The sequence below is a fragment of the Flavisolibacter tropicus genome, assembly GCF_001644645.1.
GTDB classification, from domain to species: domain Bacteria; phylum Bacteroidota; class Bacteroidia; order Chitinophagales; family Chitinophagaceae; genus Flavisolibacter; species Flavisolibacter tropicus.
Genome location: NZ_CP011390.1, coordinates 1,420,394 through 1,441,953 on the forward strand (window position 1 = coordinate 1,420,394; position 21,560 = coordinate 1,441,953).

18 protein-coding genes are annotated in these 21,560 nt (G+C 42.9%); 2 read left to right on the top strand and 16 right to left on the bottom strand.

The window, feature by feature from the left end:
- Positions 1–5: 5 nt before the first annotated feature.
- The 15 genes from kdpB to SY85_RS05940 form a co-directional block, all read right to left on the bottom strand.
- Entirely contained in the window at positions 6–2,063 is a 2,058-nt protein-coding gene (gene kdpB / locus SY85_RS05875; RefSeq protein WP_066402381.1) for a potassium-transporting ATPase subunit KdpB, read from the bottom strand.
- A gap of 13 nt (positions 2,064–2,076) precedes the next feature.
- Positions 2,077–3,792 carry a potassium-transporting ATPase subunit KdpA gene (gene kdpA, locus SY85_RS05880; protein WP_066402382.1) on the bottom strand — a complete coding sequence of 572 codons (1,716 nt, stop codon included), beginning with the start codon at positions 3,790–3,792 and terminating at the stop codon, positions 2,077–2,079.
- A gap of 12 nt (positions 3,793–3,804) precedes the next feature.
- On the bottom strand, positions 3,805–3,885 hold the full coding sequence (gene kdpF / locus SY85_RS25000) for a K(+)-transporting ATPase subunit F (protein ID WP_071890938.1): 81 nt from the start codon (positions 3,883–3,885) through the stop codon (positions 3,805–3,807).
- A 269-nt stretch (positions 3,886–4,154) separates the two neighbouring features.
- Complete coding sequence (locus SY85_RS05885; RefSeq protein WP_066402383.1) at positions 4,155–5,483, bottom strand: sigma-54-dependent transcriptional regulator; 1,329 nt, start codon at positions 5,481–5,483, stop codon at positions 4,155–4,157.
- A gap of 378 nt (positions 5,484–5,861) precedes the next feature.
- Positions 5,862–6,263, bottom strand: coding sequence for a (R)-mandelonitrile lyase (locus SY85_RS05890; protein WP_066402384.1), 402 nt, complete (start codon positions 6,261–6,263; stop codon positions 5,862–5,864).
- Between the two features lie 28 nt (positions 6,264–6,291).
- Positions 6,292–7,386, bottom strand: coding sequence for an NAD(P)-dependent alcohol dehydrogenase (locus tag SY85_RS05895; RefSeq protein ID WP_193408749.1), 1,095 nt, complete (start codon positions 7,384–7,386; stop codon positions 6,292–6,294).
- A 159-nt stretch (positions 7,387–7,545) separates the two neighbouring features.
- Positions 7,546–8,208 carry an NAD-dependent epimerase/dehydratase family protein gene (locus tag SY85_RS05900; RefSeq protein ID WP_226999021.1) on the bottom strand — a complete coding sequence of 221 codons (663 nt, stop codon included), beginning with the start codon at positions 8,206–8,208 and terminating at the stop codon, positions 7,546–7,548.
- Positions 8,209–8,333: 125 nt separating this feature from the next.
- Positions 8,334–8,804 (bottom strand): cyclophilin-like fold protein, encoded by a 471-nt coding sequence (locus SY85_RS05905; protein ID WP_066402387.1) that lies wholly within the window; start codon positions 8,802–8,804, stop codon positions 8,334–8,336.
- 10 nt (positions 8,805–8,814) lie between these two features.
- On the bottom strand, positions 8,815–10,011 hold the full coding sequence (locus tag SY85_RS05910) for an NAD(P)-dependent alcohol dehydrogenase (RefSeq protein ID WP_226999022.1): 1,197 nt from the start codon (positions 10,009–10,011) through the stop codon (positions 8,815–8,817).
- Between the two features lie 11 nt (positions 10,012–10,022).
- Positions 10,023–10,505 (bottom strand): cupin domain-containing protein, encoded by a 483-nt coding sequence (locus SY85_RS05915; RefSeq protein WP_066402390.1) that lies wholly within the window; start codon positions 10,503–10,505, stop codon positions 10,023–10,025.
- Positions 10,506–10,527: 22 nt separating this feature from the next.
- The gene (locus tag SY85_RS05920) at positions 10,528–11,619 is read right to left on the bottom strand and encodes an alpha/beta hydrolase (RefSeq protein ID WP_066402391.1); all 1,092 of its coding nucleotides are present in this window, start codon (positions 11,617–11,619) and stop codon (positions 10,528–10,530) included.
- A gap of 42 nt (positions 11,620–11,661) precedes the next feature.
- Positions 11,662–12,258, bottom strand: coding sequence for a DapH/DapD/GlmU-related protein (locus SY85_RS26150; RefSeq protein WP_066402392.1), 597 nt, complete (start codon positions 12,256–12,258; stop codon positions 11,662–11,664).
- An 85-nt stretch (positions 12,259–12,343) separates the two neighbouring features.
- Positions 12,344–13,222, bottom strand: a complete 879-nt coding sequence (locus SY85_RS05930) for a helix-turn-helix domain-containing protein (protein ID WP_066402393.1) — start codon at positions 13,220–13,222, stop codon at positions 12,344–12,346.
- A 115-nt stretch (positions 13,223–13,337) separates the two neighbouring features.
- Positions 13,338–13,874, bottom strand: a complete 537-nt coding sequence (locus SY85_RS05935; protein WP_066402394.1) for a GNAT family N-acetyltransferase — start codon at positions 13,872–13,874, stop codon at positions 13,338–13,340.
- A 103-nt stretch (positions 13,875–13,977) separates the two neighbouring features.
- Positions 13,978–14,235: a CBU_0592 family membrane protein gene (locus tag SY85_RS05940; protein WP_066402395.1), complete on the bottom strand. Its 258-nt coding sequence runs from the start codon at positions 14,233–14,235 to the stop codon at positions 13,978–13,980.
- A 94-nt stretch (positions 14,236–14,329) separates the two neighbouring features.
- Here SY85_RS05940 and SY85_RS05945 point away from each other — a divergent pair, with 94 nt between their 5' ends.
- A complete protein-coding gene (locus SY85_RS05945; RefSeq protein WP_066402397.1) occupies positions 14,330–15,223 on the top strand; it encodes a LysR family transcriptional regulator in 894 nt (297 codons plus the stop codon).
- A gap of 727 nt (positions 15,224–15,950) precedes the next feature.
- Positions 15,951–16,613, top strand: a complete 663-nt coding sequence (locus SY85_RS05950; protein ID WP_066402399.1) for a hypothetical protein — start codon at positions 15,951–15,953, stop codon at positions 16,611–16,613.
- A 308-nt stretch (positions 16,614–16,921) separates the two neighbouring features.
- Here SY85_RS05950 and SY85_RS05955 read toward each other — a convergent pair whose 3' ends face one another.
- A complete protein-coding gene (locus SY85_RS05955; RefSeq protein WP_066402401.1) occupies positions 16,922–21,553 on the bottom strand; it encodes a PKD domain-containing protein in 4,632 nt (1,543 codons plus the stop codon).
- Positions 21,554–21,560 lie beyond the last annotated feature (7 nt).

Sequence of the window (21,560 nt, forward strand, 5' to 3'; positions counted from 1 at the left end):
TTGTTTTATAAGAATAATCCAATGATCAGGTCAATCAATTTGATACCAATAAAGGGAACAATCACGCCACCAACGCCATAGATCAACAGGTTTCGCCTAAGCAAGGCTGAAGCGCCAATAGGTTTGTAGGCAACACCTCGTAAAGCCAACGGGATCAACAGTGGTATTATCATCGCATTAAAAATGACGGCTGATAGAATGGCACTTTCCGGACTGTGCAAGTTCATAATGTTCAAACCTTGCAGAGCTGGTATAGAAGCCACAAACAAAGCGGGTACAATTGCAAAGTATTTGGCCACATCATTGGCAATGGAGAAGGTGGTTAACGTACCCCTGGTGATCAGCAACTGCTTTCCTATTTCCACTACCTCAATCAATTTAGTTGGGTCATTATCTAAATCTACCATGTTGCTAGCTTCTTTCGCAGCCTGTGTACCACTGTTCATTGCTACCCCTACATCGGCCTGCGCCAGAGCAGGTGCATCATTGGTACCATCACCCATCATAGCTACTAGTTTGCCACCTTGCTGTTCCTTGCGTATGTAATTCATTTTATCCTCCGGCTTGGCTTCTGCAATGAAGTCATCTACGCCTGCTTTGTCAGCAATATATTTAGCTGTTAATGGATTATCACCGGTAACCATAACGGTTTTTACACCCATCTTGCGCAAACGCTCAAACCGCTCTTGTATACCAGGTTTAATAATATCCTGCAGTTCAATAACGCCTTGCACCTTTTTATTCATAGCAACCACTAACGGCGTACCACCGTTTTCGGCAATTAGTTTAACCCGGTTCTCTATTTTCTGCGGAAAATCATTACCTGCCTTTAAGCACATATTTTTAATGGTATCATAGGCCCCTTTTCTTATTTTACTTCCATCAGGCACATCTACCCCACTACACCTGGTTTCGGCTGTAAATTGAACAAAGTGCATGGACTCCTGCTTTGATTTTGAAATGCCTTTACTAGAAGCCAGCTCAATAATTGACTTACCTTCTGGTGTATCATCGGCCAATGAGCTTAAAGCTGCCATTTCAATAAAGTCGGTTTCTTCTACGCCATTTGCCGGGTAAAAATGAGTAGCCTTACGGTTCCCAATAGTAATTGTACCCGTTTTATCTAACAGCAAGGTATCCACGTCGCCAGCCGTTTCAACTGCCTTACCACTTTTAGCAATCACATTAGCGCGTAAGGCCCGGTCCATACCGGCAATACCAATGGCGCTTAGTAAGCCACCAATAGTGGTGGGAATCAAACAAACAAATAAAGAGATAAAAGCAGCTATGGTAATTGGCGTGTTAGCATAATCGGCAAACGGCTTCAAGGTGACACATACAATAATGAAGACCAGTGTAAAGGCCGCCAGAAGAATAGTGAGAGCAATCTCATTTGGTGTTTTTTGCCGGTTAGCGCCTTCTACCAAGGCAATCATTTTATCTAAGAAGGTTTCACCGGGTTGCGTGGTCACCTTTACCACAATCTTGTCGGATAAGACCTTTGTACCCCCGGTTACAGAGGATTTATCACCACCAGCTTCCCGGATCACAGGCGCTGACTCACCTGTAATGGCACTTTCATCAATTGTTGCGATTCCTTTTACAATCTCACCATCCATAGGAATGATATCGCCGGCTTCACACACAAACAAATCTTCCAATTGTAACTCGGAAGAATGAACCTCTCTTACTTCATCCACATACATTTCCCCAACTGGAAAGATCTTTTTAGCGGGTGTATCCTGGCGGGTTTTTCGTAAGGAATCGGCCTGCGCTTTACCTCTCGCTTCAGCTATGGCTTCAGCAAAATTGGCAAACAACACCGTTAGGAATAAAACTACAAATACAGCTATATTGTACCAAAGCGGGCCTTCCGAAATATCCCCCGTGGCTAAACTATAAATTACTACTAGCAACATTACAACAGTACCTAATTCGACGGTAAACATCACTGGGTTCTTTACCATCAATCGAGGATTGAGTTTAATGAAGGATTGCTTGAGCGCAGTTTTTACCAGTGCAGGCTCAAACAAACGATACGTTTTTCTTCTATGAATTGACATAATTAGTTCGGATTTAATAAAGTGAGAAATATTCAGCCAATGGTCCCAAGGTTAGTGCCGGGAAGAAGGCTAAGGCAGCAATAATGGCAATCACGGCAAAGGTCATCAGGCCAAATGTGTAGCTGTCCGACTTTAAAGTGCCAGCACTTTCCGGAATGTATTTTTTCTGTGCCAGCAAGCCTGCAATGGCAATAGGACCAATGATAGGTAGGTAGCGTCCTAGGATGAGCGCAAAGCCACAGGTTACATTCCAGAAAACATTGTTATCTCCCAAGCCTTCAAAGCCACTACCATTGTTAGCAGCACTGGATGTGTACTCATAGAGCATTTCACTAAAGCCATGATAACCTGGATTATTCAGCCAACTGGCCGGCTTAACCGCCCAATTCGCTTCCGGATTATGCACCAACACATATGATGACAGGGCTGTAAATGCCAGGATAATTAATGGATGCAGCAACGCAATGATGGAGGCTATTTTCATTTCCTTCGCCTCAATCTTACGACCTAAAAATTCTGGCGTCCGGCCTACCATCAGACCTGAAATGAATACGGCGATGATGAGAAAAATAAAATAGTTGAGAATACCTACGCCACATCCGCCATAAAAGGAGTTTATCATCATTCCTAACAATAGCATAGCGCCGGTTAATGGCATGGTACTGTCATGCATGGAGTTAACAGAGCCGGTAGATATAATCGTCGTAACCGTACTCCAATAGCCAGAGATGGCGGGACCAAACCGCACTTCTTTACCTTCCATGGCACCGGTAGGCTGAAGCACGCCCATTTTTGCAATGGCTGGACTGCCTCCTATTTCTGAAACCATTGTAGGTATGAGCAGACAAAGAAAGCCTACTGTCATGACACCAAAAATTACATAAGCCAGCTTGCGGCGTTGCAAATAAAAGCCAAGAGCAAAAACCAGTGCAATGGGAATAAGCACCTGTGCCACCAGCTCAACAGTATTCGTCAGGTAATTGGGGTTTTCAAGAGGATGTGCGGAATTAGCCCCAAACCAGCCACCACCATTTGTGCCCAGGTGTTTAATAGCAATCATGCCAGCAGCAGGCCCACGGCTTACTTGTACACTATCACCTTGCAGCGTTACAATACTGTCTTTTCCTTCTGCAGAAGTAGGTGTGCCATTAAAAGCCAGGATAACAGCTATTACAAAAGCAATAGGCAATAAGAGTCGCGTAATCGATTGTACAAAGAACACCCAAAAGTTGCCTAACTTATCAGTTACTTTATCGCGCAAGGCCTTAAATAAAATGAATACAACAGCAATACCGGTAGCTGCCGAAACAAATTGAAAAAAGGCAATGGCTGCTATCTGTGTGAGGTATGTAACGCCAGTCTCACCAGAGTAATGTTGCAGGTTGCAGTTAACAATAAATGAGATGACAGTGTTAAATGCCAGATCTGGAGTCATGGAAGGGTTGCCGTCTGGGTTTAAAAACAGGGATCCCTGTGTGATCAATAGCACAAAGCCATAAATAAACCAAACCAGGTTTATGGTCAGCATGGCCTTCAGATGCTGCTTCCAGTTCATTTCATCATTGGGATCTATACTGCAGAAGCGATAAATAGCACTCTCTAAAGGAGCCATAAAATCCCATATCGACTTTTCACCACGCAACCACCGTGCAATAGCTTTTCCTAGCGGAATAGCTAATATCAAAGTGAAGCCGTAAGTAAGAAATACACCAATCAATTCTTTGTTCATAATGGTTCGTCTTTAAAATTTTTCAGGTTTTATCAGCACATAACAGAGGTAGATAAATACCAGAATGGAGAGAATAAATAAAGCGGTCATCATAGCATTATATTTTTTCAAAAAAGTCAATCGATTTATAAAACAACCAGAAGCAAATCAGTCCTACGAGTAGTAATAAAAACGCCAGTAACATATTGTATTTTTCCAACTATACAGGAATACTGTACCGGAGAAATGTATAGACATGCCAACCCTGAAAAGATGGAGTACAGTAGCGGCTTTGATAGAAATAAATTATTATTCTGCAAAATGCGCGTCATAAAAAAACCCTTTCAAAATGAAAGGGTCTATTCCAAAATGAAAGGGTTTGTTTATTTGGGAAGCTCATATTCGTCCAGCTTTCGATATAGGGTTACCAAACCAATACCTAAGATTTTAGCCGCCTGTGTTTTATTACCATTTGTATAAGCTAATATCTTTTGGATATGCTGTTTCTCAACTGCGGCTAATGATACCGGGCTTAGCACATCGGTACGGTGTTGCAATTCATAAGGCAGGTGCATTGGCAATATCTGGCTTTCATCCGTTAATATAACAGCACGCTGCATCACATTTCGCAATTCACGGATATTGCCTTTCCATGAATATGATTTCAATAATTGTATAGCCTCTTTGCTTAAAAGTAATTGCTTGCCCTCTTGTTGACTAAATTGTTTGAGGAAAACCTGGCTCAATGTTTCTATATCTTCCAGACGTTCCCTCAATGGGGGGAGTTGAATGGTAAAGGCGTTCAGTCTGTAATACAGGTCTTCCCTAAAATGTCCTGTTTCTATTTCTTTTTCTAAGCTCCTGTTTGTTGCCGCAATGATGCGTACGTTTACCTTCGAAACCCGAGTATCGCCTAATTTAATATACTCTCCATTTTCCAGTACGCGTAGCAACTTAGCTTGTAAATCCGGATGCAATTCACCAATTTCATCCAGGAACAAGGTACCACCATCAGCCATTTCAATAAGGCCTTTTTTATCCTTACTGGCACCGGTAAAAGCACCGGCCCTGTGACCAAACAACTCACTTTCTAATAAATCTTTTGCAAAAGCACTACAATTTAGAGCTATATAGGGATGGTCTTTTCGTTTGCTGGCTACATGAATTGCATTAGCAAACACCTCTTTTCCTGTACCGGTTTCACCTAACAATAACACAGTAGCATCGGTTGGTGCTATTCTCTTTGCCAATGAAACTGCCTGCTGGATACTTTTACTTTCTGCAGCTATCGAATCAAATGAAATGACAGATGGGGTATTTATTTTAACAGCGGCTTTTTTCTGAGCAATCACTTTTCCCATAGCTTGGGAAAGGAGCGGAAGTATGCGGTCATTATCATTGCCTTTTGTGATGTAGTCAAACGCACCATTTTTAATGGCCTGCACCCCATCTATAATATTGCCAAAAGCCGTCAGGAGTATAACCTCAGATAAAGGAGAAAGTTTTTTTACTTCTTTGATAAACTCAACGCCATTACCATCAGGCAGTTTTACATCGCAGAGGAGAATGTCGACGTCTTTCCTTTTTACTATTCCTAAACCCTCTTTTAATGACCCTGCCTGTTCAACCTTATAGCCTTCTAAACCGATAATCCGACTTAAGAGTTTTCTTAGTTGCTCCTCGTCATCTATAATAAGAATACTGCCTTGCATAATAGAACAAAGCTAATATTTCAATTAAAATGACACCTTACTATTACAACTTGAAGCAATAAGCCAATTTACTGACAGAAACCAATAGCTACTTTCATTAATTCCGCATACAAAGTAGATTGCTGTAACAGCATCATACAAAGTGTAACGAACCCTTTAAAAAATAGCCACAAGCTTACAAGTTTTCCTACACCATTTTTGATACAACCAAGTAGCCCAAACATGGAAGCAAGGCGTACATTCACCTTGCATTTTTGTTATAATCATAAGACACTCCTTATGTCTTTTAGTGAACAAAACTTTGGCTTAGCACTTTTACACTTCACACAAACTAGAGAAAGTACAATCACAGTTAACGTATTTGCCCTTTACAAAAAACTATTTAGAGCCTTTGTATTGTTCATCTGAAACTTTTTCCATCCAATCCACCACTTTTCCGTTTAGATTTTCCTGAATGGCGATATGTGTCATACCATTAGTTGCAGTGGCACCATGCCAATGCCTTTCGTTGGGCTCAAACCATACAACATCGCCAGGATGCACTTCTTCAACAGTACTTCCCTCCTTTTGCACCCAGCCACAACCAGCTGTTATAATAAGCGTTTGTCCCAGCGGATGCGTATGCCATGCGGTTCTAGCTCCCGGCTCAAAAGTTACACTTGCTGCAGCTCCACGTCTTGCATCGTTTGGTGCAAATAAAGGATCAATACGTACAGCACCAGTAAACCAATCTTCTGGTCCTTTTGAGGAAGGCTGTGAACCGATTCTTGTTATTTCCATTATTATCTTTTTTGTCTTTTCACCAATTCTATTGTTTTAAAGAGGCCATATCTATAACAAATCGATATTTTACATCGCCTTTCAGTAAACGTTCATACGCTTCATTGATCTGCTGAATGTTGATCATTTCTATATCAGAAACAATATTGTGTTTACCACAAAAATCCAGCATCTCCTGTGTTTCAGCGATACCGCCGATCATAGAACCAGCAAAGTTTCTGCGATAAGGAATGAGGCTGAAAGCCGCCACTGGCAGGGGATGTTCCGGTGCACCTACCAATGCCAGGGAACCATCTACTCGCAATAGACTTAGGTAGGCGTTGATATCGTGCTGCGCAGAAACGGCATCTAATACAAAGTGCAGCTTACCTGCGTAACGCGCCATTTGCTCATCATCTTTTGACAGCACCACATCATCAGCTCCCAAGCGCTTTGCATCCTCAACCTTTGAAGGAGAGGTCGTAAATACAATTACTTCCGCACCCAAAGCCTTTGCCAGTTTAACACCCATGTGCCCTAAGCCACCTAAACCAACAACACCTACTTTCTTACCGGGCCCTACCTTCCAATGCTTGAGTGGTGAATAGGTAGTGATGCCCGCACATAATAACGGTGCTGTTGCAGCCAGGTCAAGGTTTTCAGGTACTCGTAGAACAAAAGCTTCATCTACTACAATGCTCTCTGAATAACCGCCAAAGGTTTGTGTACCCAATAATTTATCGGGCGAATTATATGTTCCAGTATTGCCGGCTTCGCAATATTGTTCCAAACCTTCCTTACAGTAATCGCACTGGCGGCAGCTGTCAACCATACAGCCTACTGCGGCCAGATCTCCTACTTTAAACTTCTTTACATGATCACCTACATTTACAATTTTGCCAACGATTTCATGTCCGGGCACACAAGGATAAATTGTACTGTGCCATTCGTTTCGTGCAGTATGAAGGTCAGAGTGACAAACACCACAATACAATATCTCTATTTCTACATCATGCGGTGTGGGTTTTCTTCGCTTGATAGTTAACTGGTCTAATGGTGCCGTTGCTGCCTCTGTACCAAATGCCTTTACATCCTTTGCCTTGATGGTTGTTGCGCCTTCTGTTGTTGGTCTTACTGCTTCCATATGAATGAGTTTTTTATTGCTGATTAAGAGTTATTAATTTATCTATTTTTTCATAGCTGGTAACTGTTGAACGTAGCACCCTTTGCAAGAAATCTCTTACGAGTGCAATCATCGTGTTGTTTTGTTTTCCATTATGTATTGCAATACGTTTTGATCAGTTTACTTTAACGCGCTATTTACCAGAATCTTGATGTCCTTTACTTCCACTACGTTTTTTTCGTAACCATTTTGTGCCGCATAAATCATTGCCTGCCCTACCTGGCGTAACGTGCTTGTCGCATTTGGTAACACAATTTTGAAAACAGGATAGAGACGTGATAGGAATTTGTTCATCTTGGAAACATTTTTTTGTCCCTCGGTAAATTTCATAGCACCCGGACGGAACGCAATCACCTGCTTGAACGGCAGTTTCATCAAATCATTTTCGGTTTTACCTTTGACACGTGCCCACATTAACCTCCCCTTTTCGCTGCTATTGGTACCAGCGCCACTCACATAAGCGAATGTCATTTGAGGCTTGGGGCCAACGGCTTTGGCGAACGTAAGCGTCGTGTCATAGGTAATGCGGGTGTATTCCGGTTCTTTCATACCTACGCTACTCACCCCTGCACAGAAAAAACAAGCATCATAACCGTTCAATGTTTTATCCCCCTCCTTCAGCAACAAGAAATCTGCCACGATGTATTCCTTTAGTTTGGGATGAGTCATGCCTGTGGATTTTCGGCTAACACTTAACACTTCCTTTATTTGTGGGTTTCCCAAACATTCCTGCAAAACCCCTTCACCTACCATACCAGTTGCTCCTGTTACAATGACTTTCATATACATTTTTTTACTGGATAAATTTATAAGTTATAGTGTTTGCTGGGCGAAGAAGCGGCCCCTTGTTTCTTTGGATTTTGTTATTGCTTTGGTATCCACTCATCAGTTGCCCATATATTATTTATTTACTCTGATTCAAAAATAACCGTTACACTTCCGGAACCCACGGCAGCAGCAAGTCCAGAAGGGTCATCAATACGCCCAAGCCTAGTGTAATTATAGGAGGTAGAAAATGTTTTATAAAAGAGTACCAGCGTCGAAGAACCGTATAGCATCAAATCACCCGCTTGAATAGTTCCGGGATTGGAAGCGTTGGTTGAGAGACTACGGGATAAATCAACATACTTCTCATTTCCATTCAGCTCAACCATACTAACGGTCATTGGTAGCTGGGCTTTGAATGCAGCTGCAGTGGCATTGTCGTACAGCGTTGCAGTGAACGTGCTGGTTCCAATTTTTATTTTCATTTTACCTCCCGCCGGGTTTGTGTTATTATTACCATTTCCGGCGATGGCAACATCACCGTTCTTATCACATGATGCACAACTGGTGATAAGTGAGAATGCACTGAAAACAAGCAAGAGTATTCTTTTCATAAAACTCGTTTTAGAATGTTGCCGCATCGATCACATAACGGTAACGCGCTTGTTTGTTCACCACTTTTTCCCATGCATCGTTAATTTCTTCAGCCTTGATGATTTGTATTTGCGGATGAATTTTATTTTTAGCACAATAGTCCATCACTTCTTGTGTTTCAGGAATACCACCAATTAGTGAGCCATTGAAATTCACCCGGTTAAAAATCATATTGAAATTGTTAATCGTGAGTTCGCCGTTTATGGGTTGGCCCACTTGTGTAAAATAACCATAAGGCTTTACACAAGAAATATAGTTGGACATATCGTAAGCATAGGGGACGGTAGAAATCATATAGTCCAGCTTGCCGAACCAAGATTTTAATTTGTCTGCTCCATCAACCACGATGACTTCCTTCGCGCCAAAGCCTTTGCAATCACTCACTTTTGAAGAAGAAGTAGTGAACGCATATACTTCAGCACCTTTTGAAACAGCGATTTTAATTGCCATGTGTCCTAAACCGCCAATGCCAACCACGCCTACTTTATCACCTTTTTTAATTTGGTATTGCATCATGGGCGAGTAAGTAGTTATACCCGCACAGAGCAGGGGTGCAGCGTGCTGCAAGTCAATGTTGTCCGGTATCTTAATAGCAAAGTGATCTTTTACTACAATATTGTTTGAGTAGCCCCCTTGCGATATACCTGAGGGTGAGGATTTTTCAGGTGAACCGTAAGTGCCTGTAAATCCCATGGTTTCGCAATGATGTTCTTCACCTTTTTTACAGCTTTCACATTGCATACAACTGTTTACCATACAACCTACGCCGGCTTTATCACCCACTTTAAACTTGGTTACATTTTTACCAACGGCCGTAACAACGCCTGCAATTTCATGGCCCGGCACCTGTGGATATTGTTGTTTTCCCCAATGGCCTCTAATGGTATGTATGTCGGAATGGCAAATGCCGCAGTATTTAATCTCAATTAAAACATCGTTGTCTCCAACTGCCCGGCGTTCAAAATTCCACAGGGCTAATTTTCCGTGTTCGTCTTTTCCAGCATAGCCTTTCGATTTGATATTGTATGCCCTCGTTCCTTGTTCATTTGCCGTTGCCAATAACTGTGCAGGTTTAGCAAGGATAACACCTGCACTCAAAAATGCAGACTGCTGAATAAATCTTCGTCTTGAGTGATCACACGCATGCATGCTGTTGCTGTTTTCCATTTGTAAAGTGTTTACTGGTTATTGTATTCCTGATCAGTTACAGGTTGCAACCATTGCACAATACCTTTTTCGGTATTGGGTACAATGTACAATTGCTGTAGTCCTGTATCTGGGCTGGCGCCATGCCAATGTTCAACATTTGGCGGACATTTCACTACAGCTCCCTTTCGAATCGTTTGCCGGGGCTGTCCTTTTATTTGGTGGTAACCCACACCATCCGTAATAATCAGGATCTGACCGGCCGGGTGTGTATGCCAGTTGCTTCTTGCACCCGGCTCAAAATAAACGTTGCCTACAACAGTATTATATAGACTATCATTGGTCACCAATCCGTAATTCCAGGCCTTACCGGTGAAGTTTTCATCAGGGCCGGCATCTCCTTTTGGGAAGATGCTTTCTGACTCATTATTGCTGGCATTCTTACCTGCTTGCTTATTACAACCTAGGCTTAATAGCGTTGCAAAGGCAAGGGAGGTAATCATGAATCGTTTCATTCAGTTCCGTTTTATGTGTTACCTAATTCCCAATGGCTGCGTTTGCCACAACTTTACCGTTTGCCTGGCTCAGGTGTTCGTTAAAGAAGGCCGTTAGTTTATCAAAGGAAATGATATTGACCCTGTCATATAAATCAACGTGACTGGCATTTGGGATAATCATCAATTCCTTTGGCTCAGCTGCTGCCTTGTAGGCGTCTTCACTAAAATAACGGGAGTGCGCTTTTTCGCCGGCAATCAACAATACTGGTCGGGGTGCAATTTCTTTAATATAGGTCAGCAGCGGCATATTCATGAATGACAGCGCATTAGTAGCAGTCCATGAACCGTTTGAATTGGGCGAATTTGGATGAAAGCCTCGTGGAGTGCGGTAGTAGTTGAAATAATCCACCACAAATTGAGGTTCGTTACCTTCCAATTTTTCAGGTAAAATGCGTGGGCCGGGAGCTGAAGTTCCCTTCTCTGCATCTTTCCAACGTTGCAGCCCCATTTGCTCCAGCATGGTTGTGCGTTGCTCAATGGTCAACTTATCATAGTATCCTTTTGCCATAACGCGTGACATATCATACATGCTGGTGGTAGCAACGGCCTTGATGCGTTTGTCTACAGCGGCAGCGTTCAGCGCCATGCCAGCCCAACCGCAAATACCAATGATACCTATCCGGTTCCTGTCAACAAAAGATTGCAAACCGAGAAAGTCTACTGCTGCACTGAAATCTTCCGTATTGATATCAGGTGATGCTACATTACGTGGCTCACCCCCACTTTCACCTGTGTAAGAGGGGTCGAATGCAAGTGTAACAAAGCCACGCTCGGCCATTGTATTAGCATATAGTCCCGAAGCTTGTTCTTTAACCGCACCAAATGGACCACCAATAGCAAGTGCTGCCAAGGACTCACTGCCACGATTTTTAGGAAGATATAAATCACCCGTTAGGATAATACCATAGCGGTTTTTGAAAGTCACTTTTTGACGACTTACCTTATCACTTAATGAAAATGTATAGTGATCTGTTTGCTCTTTCATACTCATCTTATCTGCTTTTTTTATTTGTGAAAAAGCCTGCCCCAACAATAGAAGGGATGCGGCCATTATGAATGTCAGCTTCTTCATGTCCTGCTATCTTTTAATTGTATTAAATGATTTGTTTTGTTTTTAATCGATGGTCTTAATAAGTTTTGCAGGGATGCCGCCTACAACTGTATTGGCTGGCACATCCTTAGACACTACGGCTCCAGCTGCTACTACTGCATTTTCACCAATGGTAACGCCTGGCAGTATGGTAGCGCCAGCACCGATCCATGCGTTGCGCTTAATTAAAATGGGCTTACAAATAAGGGCTCTTCTATCTGCTGGATCTAAGGGATGATTTTCAGTGATTAGATTCACTTTTGGTCCAATTAGCACCTCATCTTCTATGGTAATTCCACCCATGTCAAGAAAGGAGCAGGCGTGGTTGATAAATACGTTTTTACCGATTTGGATGAACCGGCCGAAATTGGTGTAGAAGGGTGCAAATACGGTCGTGCTTTCATCCAGTTGCGTACCAATAATTTTACTTAACCGTTCCCTTATTTGCTTTACGTCAGTAGATGCATTGAGATCAGCAGACAATGCTATGGTACGGTTGACCACGTCCAATACTTTAAAATATTCCGGATCATCTAATCGGATGGGCTCACCGGCTTTCATTCTCTTAAAAATGTCTTTATTGCTTTGATGAAAGACATTTTGACTTTTCAATTGATCCATTGTCACTGCATTTGATAACATACCTCAAAGGTATTTTAGCTATTACCCTCACTAGTAATGATTATCAAACCAATGATTAAGAATTTCAAACCTCTTGCGCCCGTAAAGCCTTTGGGTTTGTACCGGTGATGCGTTTGAAGTAGTTGTTGAAATAGGTAGGGTATTCAAAACCCAGTGCATATGCTATATCAGCAATGTTCCAGTCGGTATGTTGCAACAGGGCTTTGGACTCACTAATAATGCGGTCGCTGATATGGGCGGTAGTTGATTTACCAGTCACTTCCTTTACGGCACGGTTCAGGTAATTAACATGCACAGAAAGGCTATTAGCATAGTCCTGGGCCGTTTTTAACTGAAGCGGTCGGTCAGTACCTTCAATAGGAAACTGTCGTTCTAAAAGTTCCAGAAACACAGCCGTAAGTCGGGAAGCGGCGTTTTTGTGTTGATCATAATTATCAGAAGGCTGCAGCTTTAAGGCTTCGTGAATGATCAGGTGGATATAATTGCGAATAAGGTCGTCTTTGTAGGCATAGTCACTCTGTTGCTCCTGTATCATTTTCTGGAAGATGGCATTTAAAAACTCACGCTGCTGGTCTGTTATCTTTAAAACAGGAGTACCCCCAATCTTAAATAACGGTGACTGCAACAGGCTTTCAGAGCGATCACCTGCCTTTAGAAAATCTTCTGAAAAGAGGACTGTGTAGCCTATATAACTGGTGGAAAGGGTTTCCCAGGAATAAGGGATGTGCGGGTTGCCAAAAAACAAAATAGTGCCCTCGGTTTCAAAACTGCGGTCAGCATATTTGATGACACTCTTGCCTGTGGTCAGGCAGATCTTGTAAAAGTCTTTGCGGCTGTAAATGCGGGTAGCAGCTCCATCGCTTTCTATTTGAAACACATTAAAGCCCTTTAGCTTTAACTCATTATTGAAAGAGGAAACCGAACGCACTTGCTTGCTTGCCATTTAGCAAAGTTAAGAAAATCAAATCTGGAAGGCATCATAATGCTTTGTTATAGGCTAATGGCTAAATCTATTATTTTCTGCCTATAATGACCAAGCCAATGTTATGGGCTGCCTTTTACTTTTCTTTTCGATTGTTCAATAGTAGCTTCATCATGATGTCTGTCTGCTCATCATTGCCTAATTTGAAAATATGCTTATCAAAGGCAACAAAGCCATTTTTCTTATAGAAGTTTAGGGCTCTCTGATTTTCTTTCCAAACGCCTAACCACACATAGTCCACTTTTTTATGAATTGCAACCTGAATAGCCTTTTCATAAAGTAGTTGCCCAACTTTTTTCCCATAATATTCCTTGATCACATAGATCCGTTCTATTTCCAGAGCTTTGTCGTCCTGTAATTCAGTTTGAGAGGGTCCAACGTTTAGCTTTAAATAACCAACTACATTTTGATCAGAAATAGCAAAATAGAATTCAGAGTTTGGGTTATTCAGTTCTGCCGTCAACTTTTCATTAGCAAAGCCTTCTACCAAATATTTTCTCATATTCTCCTCTGTATTGTATGCTGAGAAGGTCTCATAAAAGGTTAGCCGCCCAATCTTTTGCAATTGGTCAATATCGATTAGCGTTACTCTTTTTACGACTATATCTTCCATAATTTATAAACGCGATTGATTGTAAGATCACCCCTAACTATTAAGCTTACACCGACAACCATCTTTTTAAAAAAGATTGCAGTTATTTACTATTACGAAACGTTCACCAACCACCCATATACACTTTTAATAGCGCCACCATGGTCATAATTAGCCAAATACTATTAAGCACCCAACTGGCATGCGCCTTTTTAGAAAGGGCATACAGGATCAGGAAGAAACAACCGAAAATATTCATCAGCAAATAGGCTACAGACTGACTCCCAACGATGTTTAGGCTATTTAAACTATATGCGCTTAAAGAGATCGTAGCGCCTGTCCAACCCACCAGCTCCATCTTATATTTTCTTAAAATGACCATGACGCTTAATTTTAAGTACAAAGCACGTACGAATTAACCGGCAAATCAATGCCGGTTTCTCATTGATTAATGCATTTTACACATTAATAGATTCATGGAGCTACAACAGATACAATACTTCCTCACCCTTGCGCAAGAGCTGCATTTTTGGAACAGCGCAGAGAAACTTTTCATTACCCAATCCGCCCTAAGCCGGCAGATAAAAGCGCTGGAGGAAGAATTAGGCATACAGCTATTTGAACGCACCAAACGCACGGTAAAGCTAACCGAGGCTGGTATTTTTCTTAGAGACCAATGGCTTCGCATGATGGATGATATAGACCGTATACACCGGCAAGCCAAGAGTATAAACGAAGGGGTATATGGCACTATCCGCATTGGCTATCCAGGTTCTATATCCTTTGGCTTTTTACCTGAGATAATCAGCAACCTTTCCACAACGCTACCAGATGTACGCATTGAACTCATAGAGCCGACCGATATCAGCTTTGAGCAGCTATTGCTCAACTATAATATGGACATCGCCTTTCGCAGAGATCCGGCCGAGAATCCAGCTCTGCAATCCATTTGTTTATATGCAGAGCACTTCTCATTAGCAGTACCCCATAATCACCATCTGACGCAAAAAAACTTCAAGGGTCTGCAGGATGTAAAGAACGAACGATTTATTCTCTCCGGCCTTCACCATAAAACGCTTTATGTATCCAGTCTGCGGCAGATATTTAGTGATTACAATTTCACACCCGATGTATATATTGAATCAGATTATGGTAGCATTATACTAGGGTTGGTTGCCAAAGGGGTAGGCATATCTGTACTACCGGGCTCCTATGCCTTTAGTGCGCCGCCAGATGTGCGCTTTATACCTCTTCCTCACTCTACCAACCTTTATGTTACCTGGCGAAAAGATGATCACAGTCGGTTGTTACAAAATGTGCTGTTGCTGGTGCAGGAACAGGCAAAGGTGTTTAGTAAAAAGCAGTTGTAGGAGACATTCATAGCATCGAGAGCGCTACCATTGAACAGTCCTACCTATAGACGCAGCCCAACAACCGAGAGGCTAATTTTTTCCGAACACCAATGGTGAGACACGAACTACAGGAAAGGCGGTAACCGAGAGAGATTCAATTATAATTCTTATGTGAATCCATAATATCATTTGCTGCCAGTTGTAACTGGTTTCGGCATCTGCTGTTGCCTAAAAGGAAGAATAAGTACATTTAAACCTCTTCGCTTTGGGAGCATTTTCGGCTCTGTTTATTCCTTTTATTTTATGATTGATGGATGTTCAATGAAGAGAGGAGTAGTATAGGAGGATGGTAGGAGGCGTAGTGAATGTGGAAGGCAGGTAGAGGGCTTTATCTGTGCAGTTGGTACGGACTTACCTACAGAAGAGGTACAGATTAGGTACAGACTAGGTACAGGAGAGGTACAGGCTAGGCACACCCCCAGCCCCTAAAGGGGAGCACCCGCGCACAAGAAGACTCCCGCCGCTAGCGCGGATTGACCACGGAGCATTTATGATATTAGCAGTGGCCTACATGTGTATAAATAAAGGGGGTGAAAGGTTTTGAGGGGGGCCTTTAGTTGGGTAGATTTGCTAAGATAATTAGTAATCAAGACTCAGGGGACAAGATCCAGGAAGCAAGTGGAGGCCTGGATTTCACACCTTGGACTTTACACTTTTAACTCTCCACCATTAACCTGTACTCTTTATGGCAAAACAAGTAGGCCCCGTCTTTATTACCGGCACCATTGATGGCATCATCTTTTATAAGTTAGGAGATACGTATTACCTGCGTAGCAAAGGCGATTATAAAAGCGCTAAGAGGATGCGCAAGGATCCCGGCCTCCAGCGCACGATGGCCAATGCCGAGCGGTTTGGGGTGGCTGCCAGGATGGTGAAGCGGGTGTACTACCGCCAGCTTCCAGGGACCGTGCGCAAACCTGGTTTGTTTGCCAGGCTAACAGGTATGGTAAACCGCTGGATGTACCAGGGCAAGACCAAGGAAGAAGCACAGGAACTGCTGCTGGCCCATTGCCAGAAATTAGCTGCCAAGCCAACGACAATAGAGGCTACGCCTTCTGTACGTACAACTGCACCTGTGTTGCCACCACTGTTTACTTCAGCGCCTGCTACCACAGAAAAGAAAAAGGAGATAACAAAACCAACTTCTCGTGTTAAGCAGGCCCGCTACCTATCCAAATGGAAGGTTAAACGCAATGGGCGCCTGCAAGTACCAAGAAGCGAGGCCATGAATTTATCGCTAAGTAGGTCTGAACAAAAGCTTGACAATAAGGAAAGGACTATTACACAGGTATTAGAAGATCCAAAGCATTTAAGCACAGAATTACCAAAGCACAATCCAAGAGAATAAAGAATCACTTAAATAATTAGTTGATTAGCTGATGTGATAATTAGCTGATGAAAGAGTAGCTGCAAGCCACACGCTGCAAGCTGCAAGCTAACAGCCACGCAGAATAACGAACAAGGAACAAGGAAGGATGAATAATGAGTGATGAGTAAGGAGAGAAGAAATGTTCAATGCTCAATTCTCAACGATCAATACTCAATGGAGAAAGAATTGGAAATTTGGGATTTGGAATTGGGGAATAAAAAGGGCCCCTGGTAGAAACCAAGGGCCGAGCTTATCTGTATTTACTGTTAAGTGGTTAAGGGGTCTCTTTATTGAAGTATGGTTACCGAGCCGGTAATGGGCTGGAATCCATTTTTCAGTGTAATCACATAATAGTAGGTGCCCTGTGGCAGAACTTGTCCGGCCACTTTTCCATCCCAAGACTGTGCGTAACCGGTAGAACGGTAAACACCCTGGCCATAGCGATTGAAGACTTCTACGATGGCGCCGGGGTAATCAGAGAGATTTTGGATCTCCCAGCGGTCGTTAATGCCATCGCCATTGGGCGAGAACGCATTGGGCACTTTTACTGGTAATAATATTTTTACGCTTAGAAAATCACTGGCTTCGCAATTACCATCATTTGCATACAAAGTATACGTTTGGTTGGCATTGGCTACCATTGTTGGTCGAAGTACAGTTGCATTGGATAGTCCAATAGATGGCGTCCAACGGAAGGTGATTGTTGAATCATTCACCTTCGGATTGAAAGTGATAAGCGTTCCTTGAGGAACCACAAAGGAAGGTCCCGCATCTACCACCGGCTGCACCAGTACCACCACTCTCTTTTTAAAGGTATCCGATACGCAACCAATGGTATTGGTTACCGTTAAGGCTACATCAAAATTTCCTGCTTTATTGTATTTCTTTTTAGGATTTTGAACAGCAGAAGTTGTACCATCGGCAAAAGACCAGCTCCACGCTTTCAATGTGCTATTCGGCGCTGTACTTTGATCGGTAAAGCTATTCTCTGCGCCCTGGCATAAGATCTGTGGCGCCACGGCAAATGCCGCAATTGGTTTGTTATAGAAGGAACTAAAGGTCTTGGCAGTGTCTTTGCTACAACCGTATGCTGATGTTACCTTCAATTGAATCTTATAGCTTCCTGCTATTGCATAGATATGTGAAGGATCGGCAACCGTACTTTGCGCACTACCATCGCCAAAGTTCCATTGGTAACTTAATGCGGAATTATCTGAAACAATTGAAGCATTGGTAAACCCTGCTGCACCATTTGGCATACAAACACCCGCAGGTAATACAAAATCAGCCATAGGCAGAGGATGAACCGCAAGCGTTTGTGAAGCGGTATCACTTACGCAAGATTTATCACTAACAGCGACAAGTTTTACTGTGTATGTTTTATCCGTTGTATACGACCTGGTAAATGGACTGTTGTTGGTATACGATATTTCTGGTGAACCCTCGCCCAAGTTCCAGTTCCATTTTACCACACTACCAGAAGTAATGGTAGTTCTATCTGTTAGCGTAGCTACTCCCCCACTACAAATATCTGGCGTTAGTGTGAAAGAAGCTTGTGGTTTAGGATAGACTACAATGGTTTGTGATACTGAATCAACACAACCGCCCGGTGTAGTAAATACAAACCAAATAGTATGCGTGCCTGATCTAGCAACAGATGGACTGAAATTACCAGCCGCATCTGTACCAGCTCCTTTATATACACCAATGCCAGGAACGCCATTGGTTACTGATCCTTTTGCTATGGATACCGTACCCTTCACACTTTCACAAACAGCTGCAAGGGTAGCAAAGCCCAGTTGAGGCTTAATACTAAACGTGGCAGTAATAGTGGTATCGGCACTACAACCATTCACTGAAAGTGCTGACAACCTGATGTTATATGTACCGGGTTTGGTATAGTTATGCGTGGGGTTCGTTTGTGTTGATGTATTTGGGTTCGCGGCCGTTGCATTGGTATCGCTAAAATCCCAGGTATAGGTCATCGATTGGCCATCGCTAATAGTGGCCGCATTTGTAAACGCTGCCAGTCCGGAGGCCGGTAAACAAGCAAGGGGATATTGGAAATCTACTTTCGGTTTAGCATAAACGTTAATCTCCTGAGAAACAGAGTCCGTACATCCACCATTAGTGGCATACACATACCATATTGTATGTTTACCAGCCCCTGCCTGAGAGGGCGTGAATTGTCCGGTGGTGGTTGTAGCGGGTCCTTTATATACCCCATTGCCCGGCACACCATTGGTTACCAAGGCCCTGGCCACTGTAATGGTTCCTGTCTGTGACTCACACACTGGCGACAGTGATGCAAACGTCAAAACAGGACGCACACTAAATGTAGCCTTTACAGTGGTATCCTTTGTACAGCCGTTTATTGTTATCACTTTATAGTTTATAGTATAGCTGCCATAGGCATAGGTATGTGAGGGACTTGCCTGAGAAGAGGTATTTAAATTACCGGCCGATGCATTGGGGTCGCCAAAGTTCCAAGCATTGCTACTAATAGCCTGTCCGTCCGGTACCGTGGTAGTAGAATTAAACTGCACTACCCCATTTACCGGCAGGCAGCCCACGGGATATGTAAAGCTCGGTTTTGGATTTGCAAAAACGGTTATCACCGAACTGGCCGTATCACTGATACAGGTTTTGCTGGATGCAACCGCATGACGAATTGTATACTGCTTATACGTGGGATAGGTTATCGTTTGCGGATTATTGTTAGTTATTGTAACGGGTGTACCGCTTCCCATATCCCAGTACCAGCTATTAATAGCCGGGCCACCTGTTATCGTTGACTGATCATTAGCCACTACACTCCCGCCTTCACAAAGAGACAAGGCTGAAACAGACAAAGCCGCTGTAGGTGGGGCAAATGTGGTAATAGCTATAGCGGTGTCTCCAACACAACCTTCATTTGAAATAGCTTTTAATGTAATAGCGTTACTTCCTGAAGCAGGGAGTTTTACAATTGGGTTTTGCAGATTGGAAGTTGATCCATCCGGGAATGTCCAATTCCATTTACTAATTGCAAAGTCATTGGCGGCGCTATTAGAAGCAGAAAAATAAACAGAGTCTTTTATACAACCCGTATGAGTAAACGAAAATTGGGCATTAGGCGTGTTGCGCACTTTGACCATAAATTTGATCTCTTCGCTCTGGTCGCAACGCTCCAGGCTGGGACTGGTAGAAACTACTGTTATCTCATATTCACCCGTATCCTTGAACTGGTAGCTTTGAGGAAGTTGGAAGCGATAGTAATCGACACCCTTTACCGTAACCGTATCTATTGCTTTAGGGTTGGTGAGTGTAACATCGCTGCTGAGTGAAATGGCATTACCCAGTTTGCTTAATTGCCAAACCATTTTGGTGGGTTGATAGGCCACTCTTACGCCAAGCTGAACAGGTGTGTTAGCACAGGTATACTCGTGCTCTGACTTAGTGGAATCCAATTCATTGTGCAGCGAGCCCATGATACGCAGGTTATTGATCATGGTACCGGCATTATAGGCATAACTTTCCGCATCTCCCAAACCATATGTGACGGCGGTGAAGGCGGAATCACTTTCTGCCCAGCTTTGCGCTTTACCGGCACTCCAACGCTTAATCACTATTGAGTACCCGGGTAGCTTTGGATGTACCATTGTTGTATAACCGGAAGTACTGCCATCAATTTTTAAAGACTGAACACCTGCCGTTGGGATGATAAGGGTTAGATAATTGACTGTAATAATTTCTTTGTTATTGCGGTAAAAGCCAATTTTATTGATACCCTGTTCTAGTGGACTAATAAAAAACATCTCCGGATCGCCATCACGGTTTGCTGCATTAAGACAAGGCGATCCTCCTGTCATAAATTGCCCTACCAATATCGGTTTATCCGCTATAATGTATTCCGGTTTATTACTTTCAAACTGGTAATAACCTCCTGGCAGAAGCGGTCCTAATGTGCCACCCGTACGTGTGACCTTTGTTGTTGGATCTTTTACTACTACCTTAAAGGTATTGGTCATAAATGAGGTAGTAGAAGTGGAATTGGAGGTGGGGGCAGTCAAATAACGTTTTCCCCAAGCCTGGTAGGGGAATAACTGCTGATTATCATTATCACCGCCACCCTGGCCACATGAGGCTGGATTATAGGTACGACTACTACCCGAAAAAACGGCGATGGGATAACATTTTCCGGCAGAATTCGCAATGGAACGAACCTGGGTACCTGTTAACTCATAGCCAGCGGAACCTCCCATATTTGCTCCAATGATCTGGTAGGCCTCCCCTTTATTAAGTGTTGCTGTAAAAGGCTTATTTGCCGGCTTACCATAGCGTGTGGGAACAGAAGGCGTTATTTCTACAACTGTATTATCATCCTTAGCAATCACATACATCCAGGAATAACAATCTGCCGCATAATCCTGCTTACTATTTACTGAGGTATAAGCATAACCCCAGGTATCTACAGGCATCAGCATGGTAGCGCCAGATGATGTATTTCCGTAGATATGTGCATAAGCCACAATGGGTACATCGCTTACAATATGAATGGCTTTATTGGTAAAAGCTCCTTCCCCACCCGTACCACCATAAGACGGTGGAAATGTAAAGAAACGGGCATCAATGGTTCCTGACTTAGGAATAAAATCTGATACAATAACTGTATTTGCAGGTACGGTATAGTTTTTCACCCAAGCGCCTCCCGCCATGCTTACTGTAACATGGGCAGTTTGTTCTGCACTTAAGTAGATCACCATTTCCTGGCTATTCGCAAACAGACTAGTTGGATTTGTAACAGACCATTCCATATACTGATGGTGGCCATAGCCTACCCAGAACTCTTTCCCTTTGTTGGAAAGATCCTGGGCAGTGCTTGCCATTCCAATGAGTACTGAAACCAGTACTGTAAGCCGTTTTATTGTGTTCTTCATAAGGTTA

Bases quoted from the DNA above. Each gene is read 5' to 3' on its own strand.
- SY85_RS05885 (WP_066402383.1), bottom strand. From the start codon at position 5,483: ATGCAAGGCAGTATTCTTATTATAGATGACGAGGAGCAACTAAGAAAA.
- kdpA (WP_066402382.1), bottom strand. From the start codon at position 3,792: ATGAACAAAGAATTGATTGGTGTATTTCTTACTTACGGCTTCACTTTG.
- SY85_RS05920 (WP_066402391.1), bottom strand. From the start codon at position 11,619: ATGAAGAAGCTGACATTCATAATGGCCGCATCCCTTCTATTGTTGGGG.
- SY85_RS05905 (WP_066402387.1), bottom strand. From the start codon at position 8,804: ATGAAAAGAATACTCTTGCTTGTTTTCAGTGCATTCTCACTTATCACC.
- SY85_RS05930 (WP_066402393.1), bottom strand. From the start codon at position 13,222: ATGGCAAGCAAGCAAGTGCGTTCGGTTTCCTCTTTCAATAATGAGTTA.
- SY85_RS05900 (WP_226999021.1), bottom strand. From the start codon at position 8,208: ATGAAAGTCATTGTAACAGGAGCAACTGGTATGGTAGGTGAAGGGGTT.
- SY85_RS05935 (WP_066402394.1), bottom strand. From the start codon at position 13,874: ATGGAAGATATAGTCGTAAAAAGAGTAACGCTAATCGATATTGACCAA.
- SY85_RS05915 (WP_066402390.1), bottom strand. From the start codon at position 10,505: ATGAAACGATTCATGATTACCTCCCTTGCCTTTGCAACGCTATTAAGC.
- SY85_RS05910 (WP_226999022.1), bottom strand. From the start codon at position 10,011: ATGGAAAACAGCAACAGCATGCATGCGTGTGATCACTCAAGACGAAGA.
- SY85_RS05945 (WP_066402397.1), top strand. From the start codon at position 14,330: ATGGAGCTACAACAGATACAATACTTCCTCACCCTTGCGCAAGAGCTG.
- SY85_RS05955 (WP_066402401.1), bottom strand. From the start codon at position 21,553: ATGAAGAACACAATAAAACGGCTTACAGTACTGGTTTCAGTACTCATT.
- SY85_RS05890 (WP_066402384.1), bottom strand. From the start codon at position 6,263: ATGGAAATAACAAGAATCGGTTCACAGCCTTCCTCAAAAGGACCAGAA.
- SY85_RS05940 (WP_066402395.1), bottom strand. From the start codon at position 14,235: ATGGTCATTTTAAGAAAATATAAGATGGAGCTGGTGGGTTGGACAGGC.
- SY85_RS26150 (WP_066402392.1), bottom strand. From the start codon at position 12,258: ATGGATCAATTGAAAAGTCAAAATGTCTTTCATCAAAGCAATAAAGAC.
- SY85_RS05950 (WP_066402399.1), top strand. From the start codon at position 15,951: ATGGCAAAACAAGTAGGCCCCGTCTTTATTACCGGCACCATTGATGGC.
- kdpF (WP_071890938.1), bottom strand. From the start codon at position 3,885: ATGATGACCGCTTTATTTATTCTCTCCATTCTGGTATTTATCTACCTC.
- kdpB (WP_066402381.1), bottom strand. From the start codon at position 2,063: ATGTCAATTCATAGAAGAAAAACGTATCGTTTGTTTGAGCCTGCACTG.
- SY85_RS05895 (WP_193408749.1), bottom strand. From the start codon at position 7,386: ATGGAAGCAGTAAGACCAACAACAGAAGGCGCAACAACCATCAAGGCA.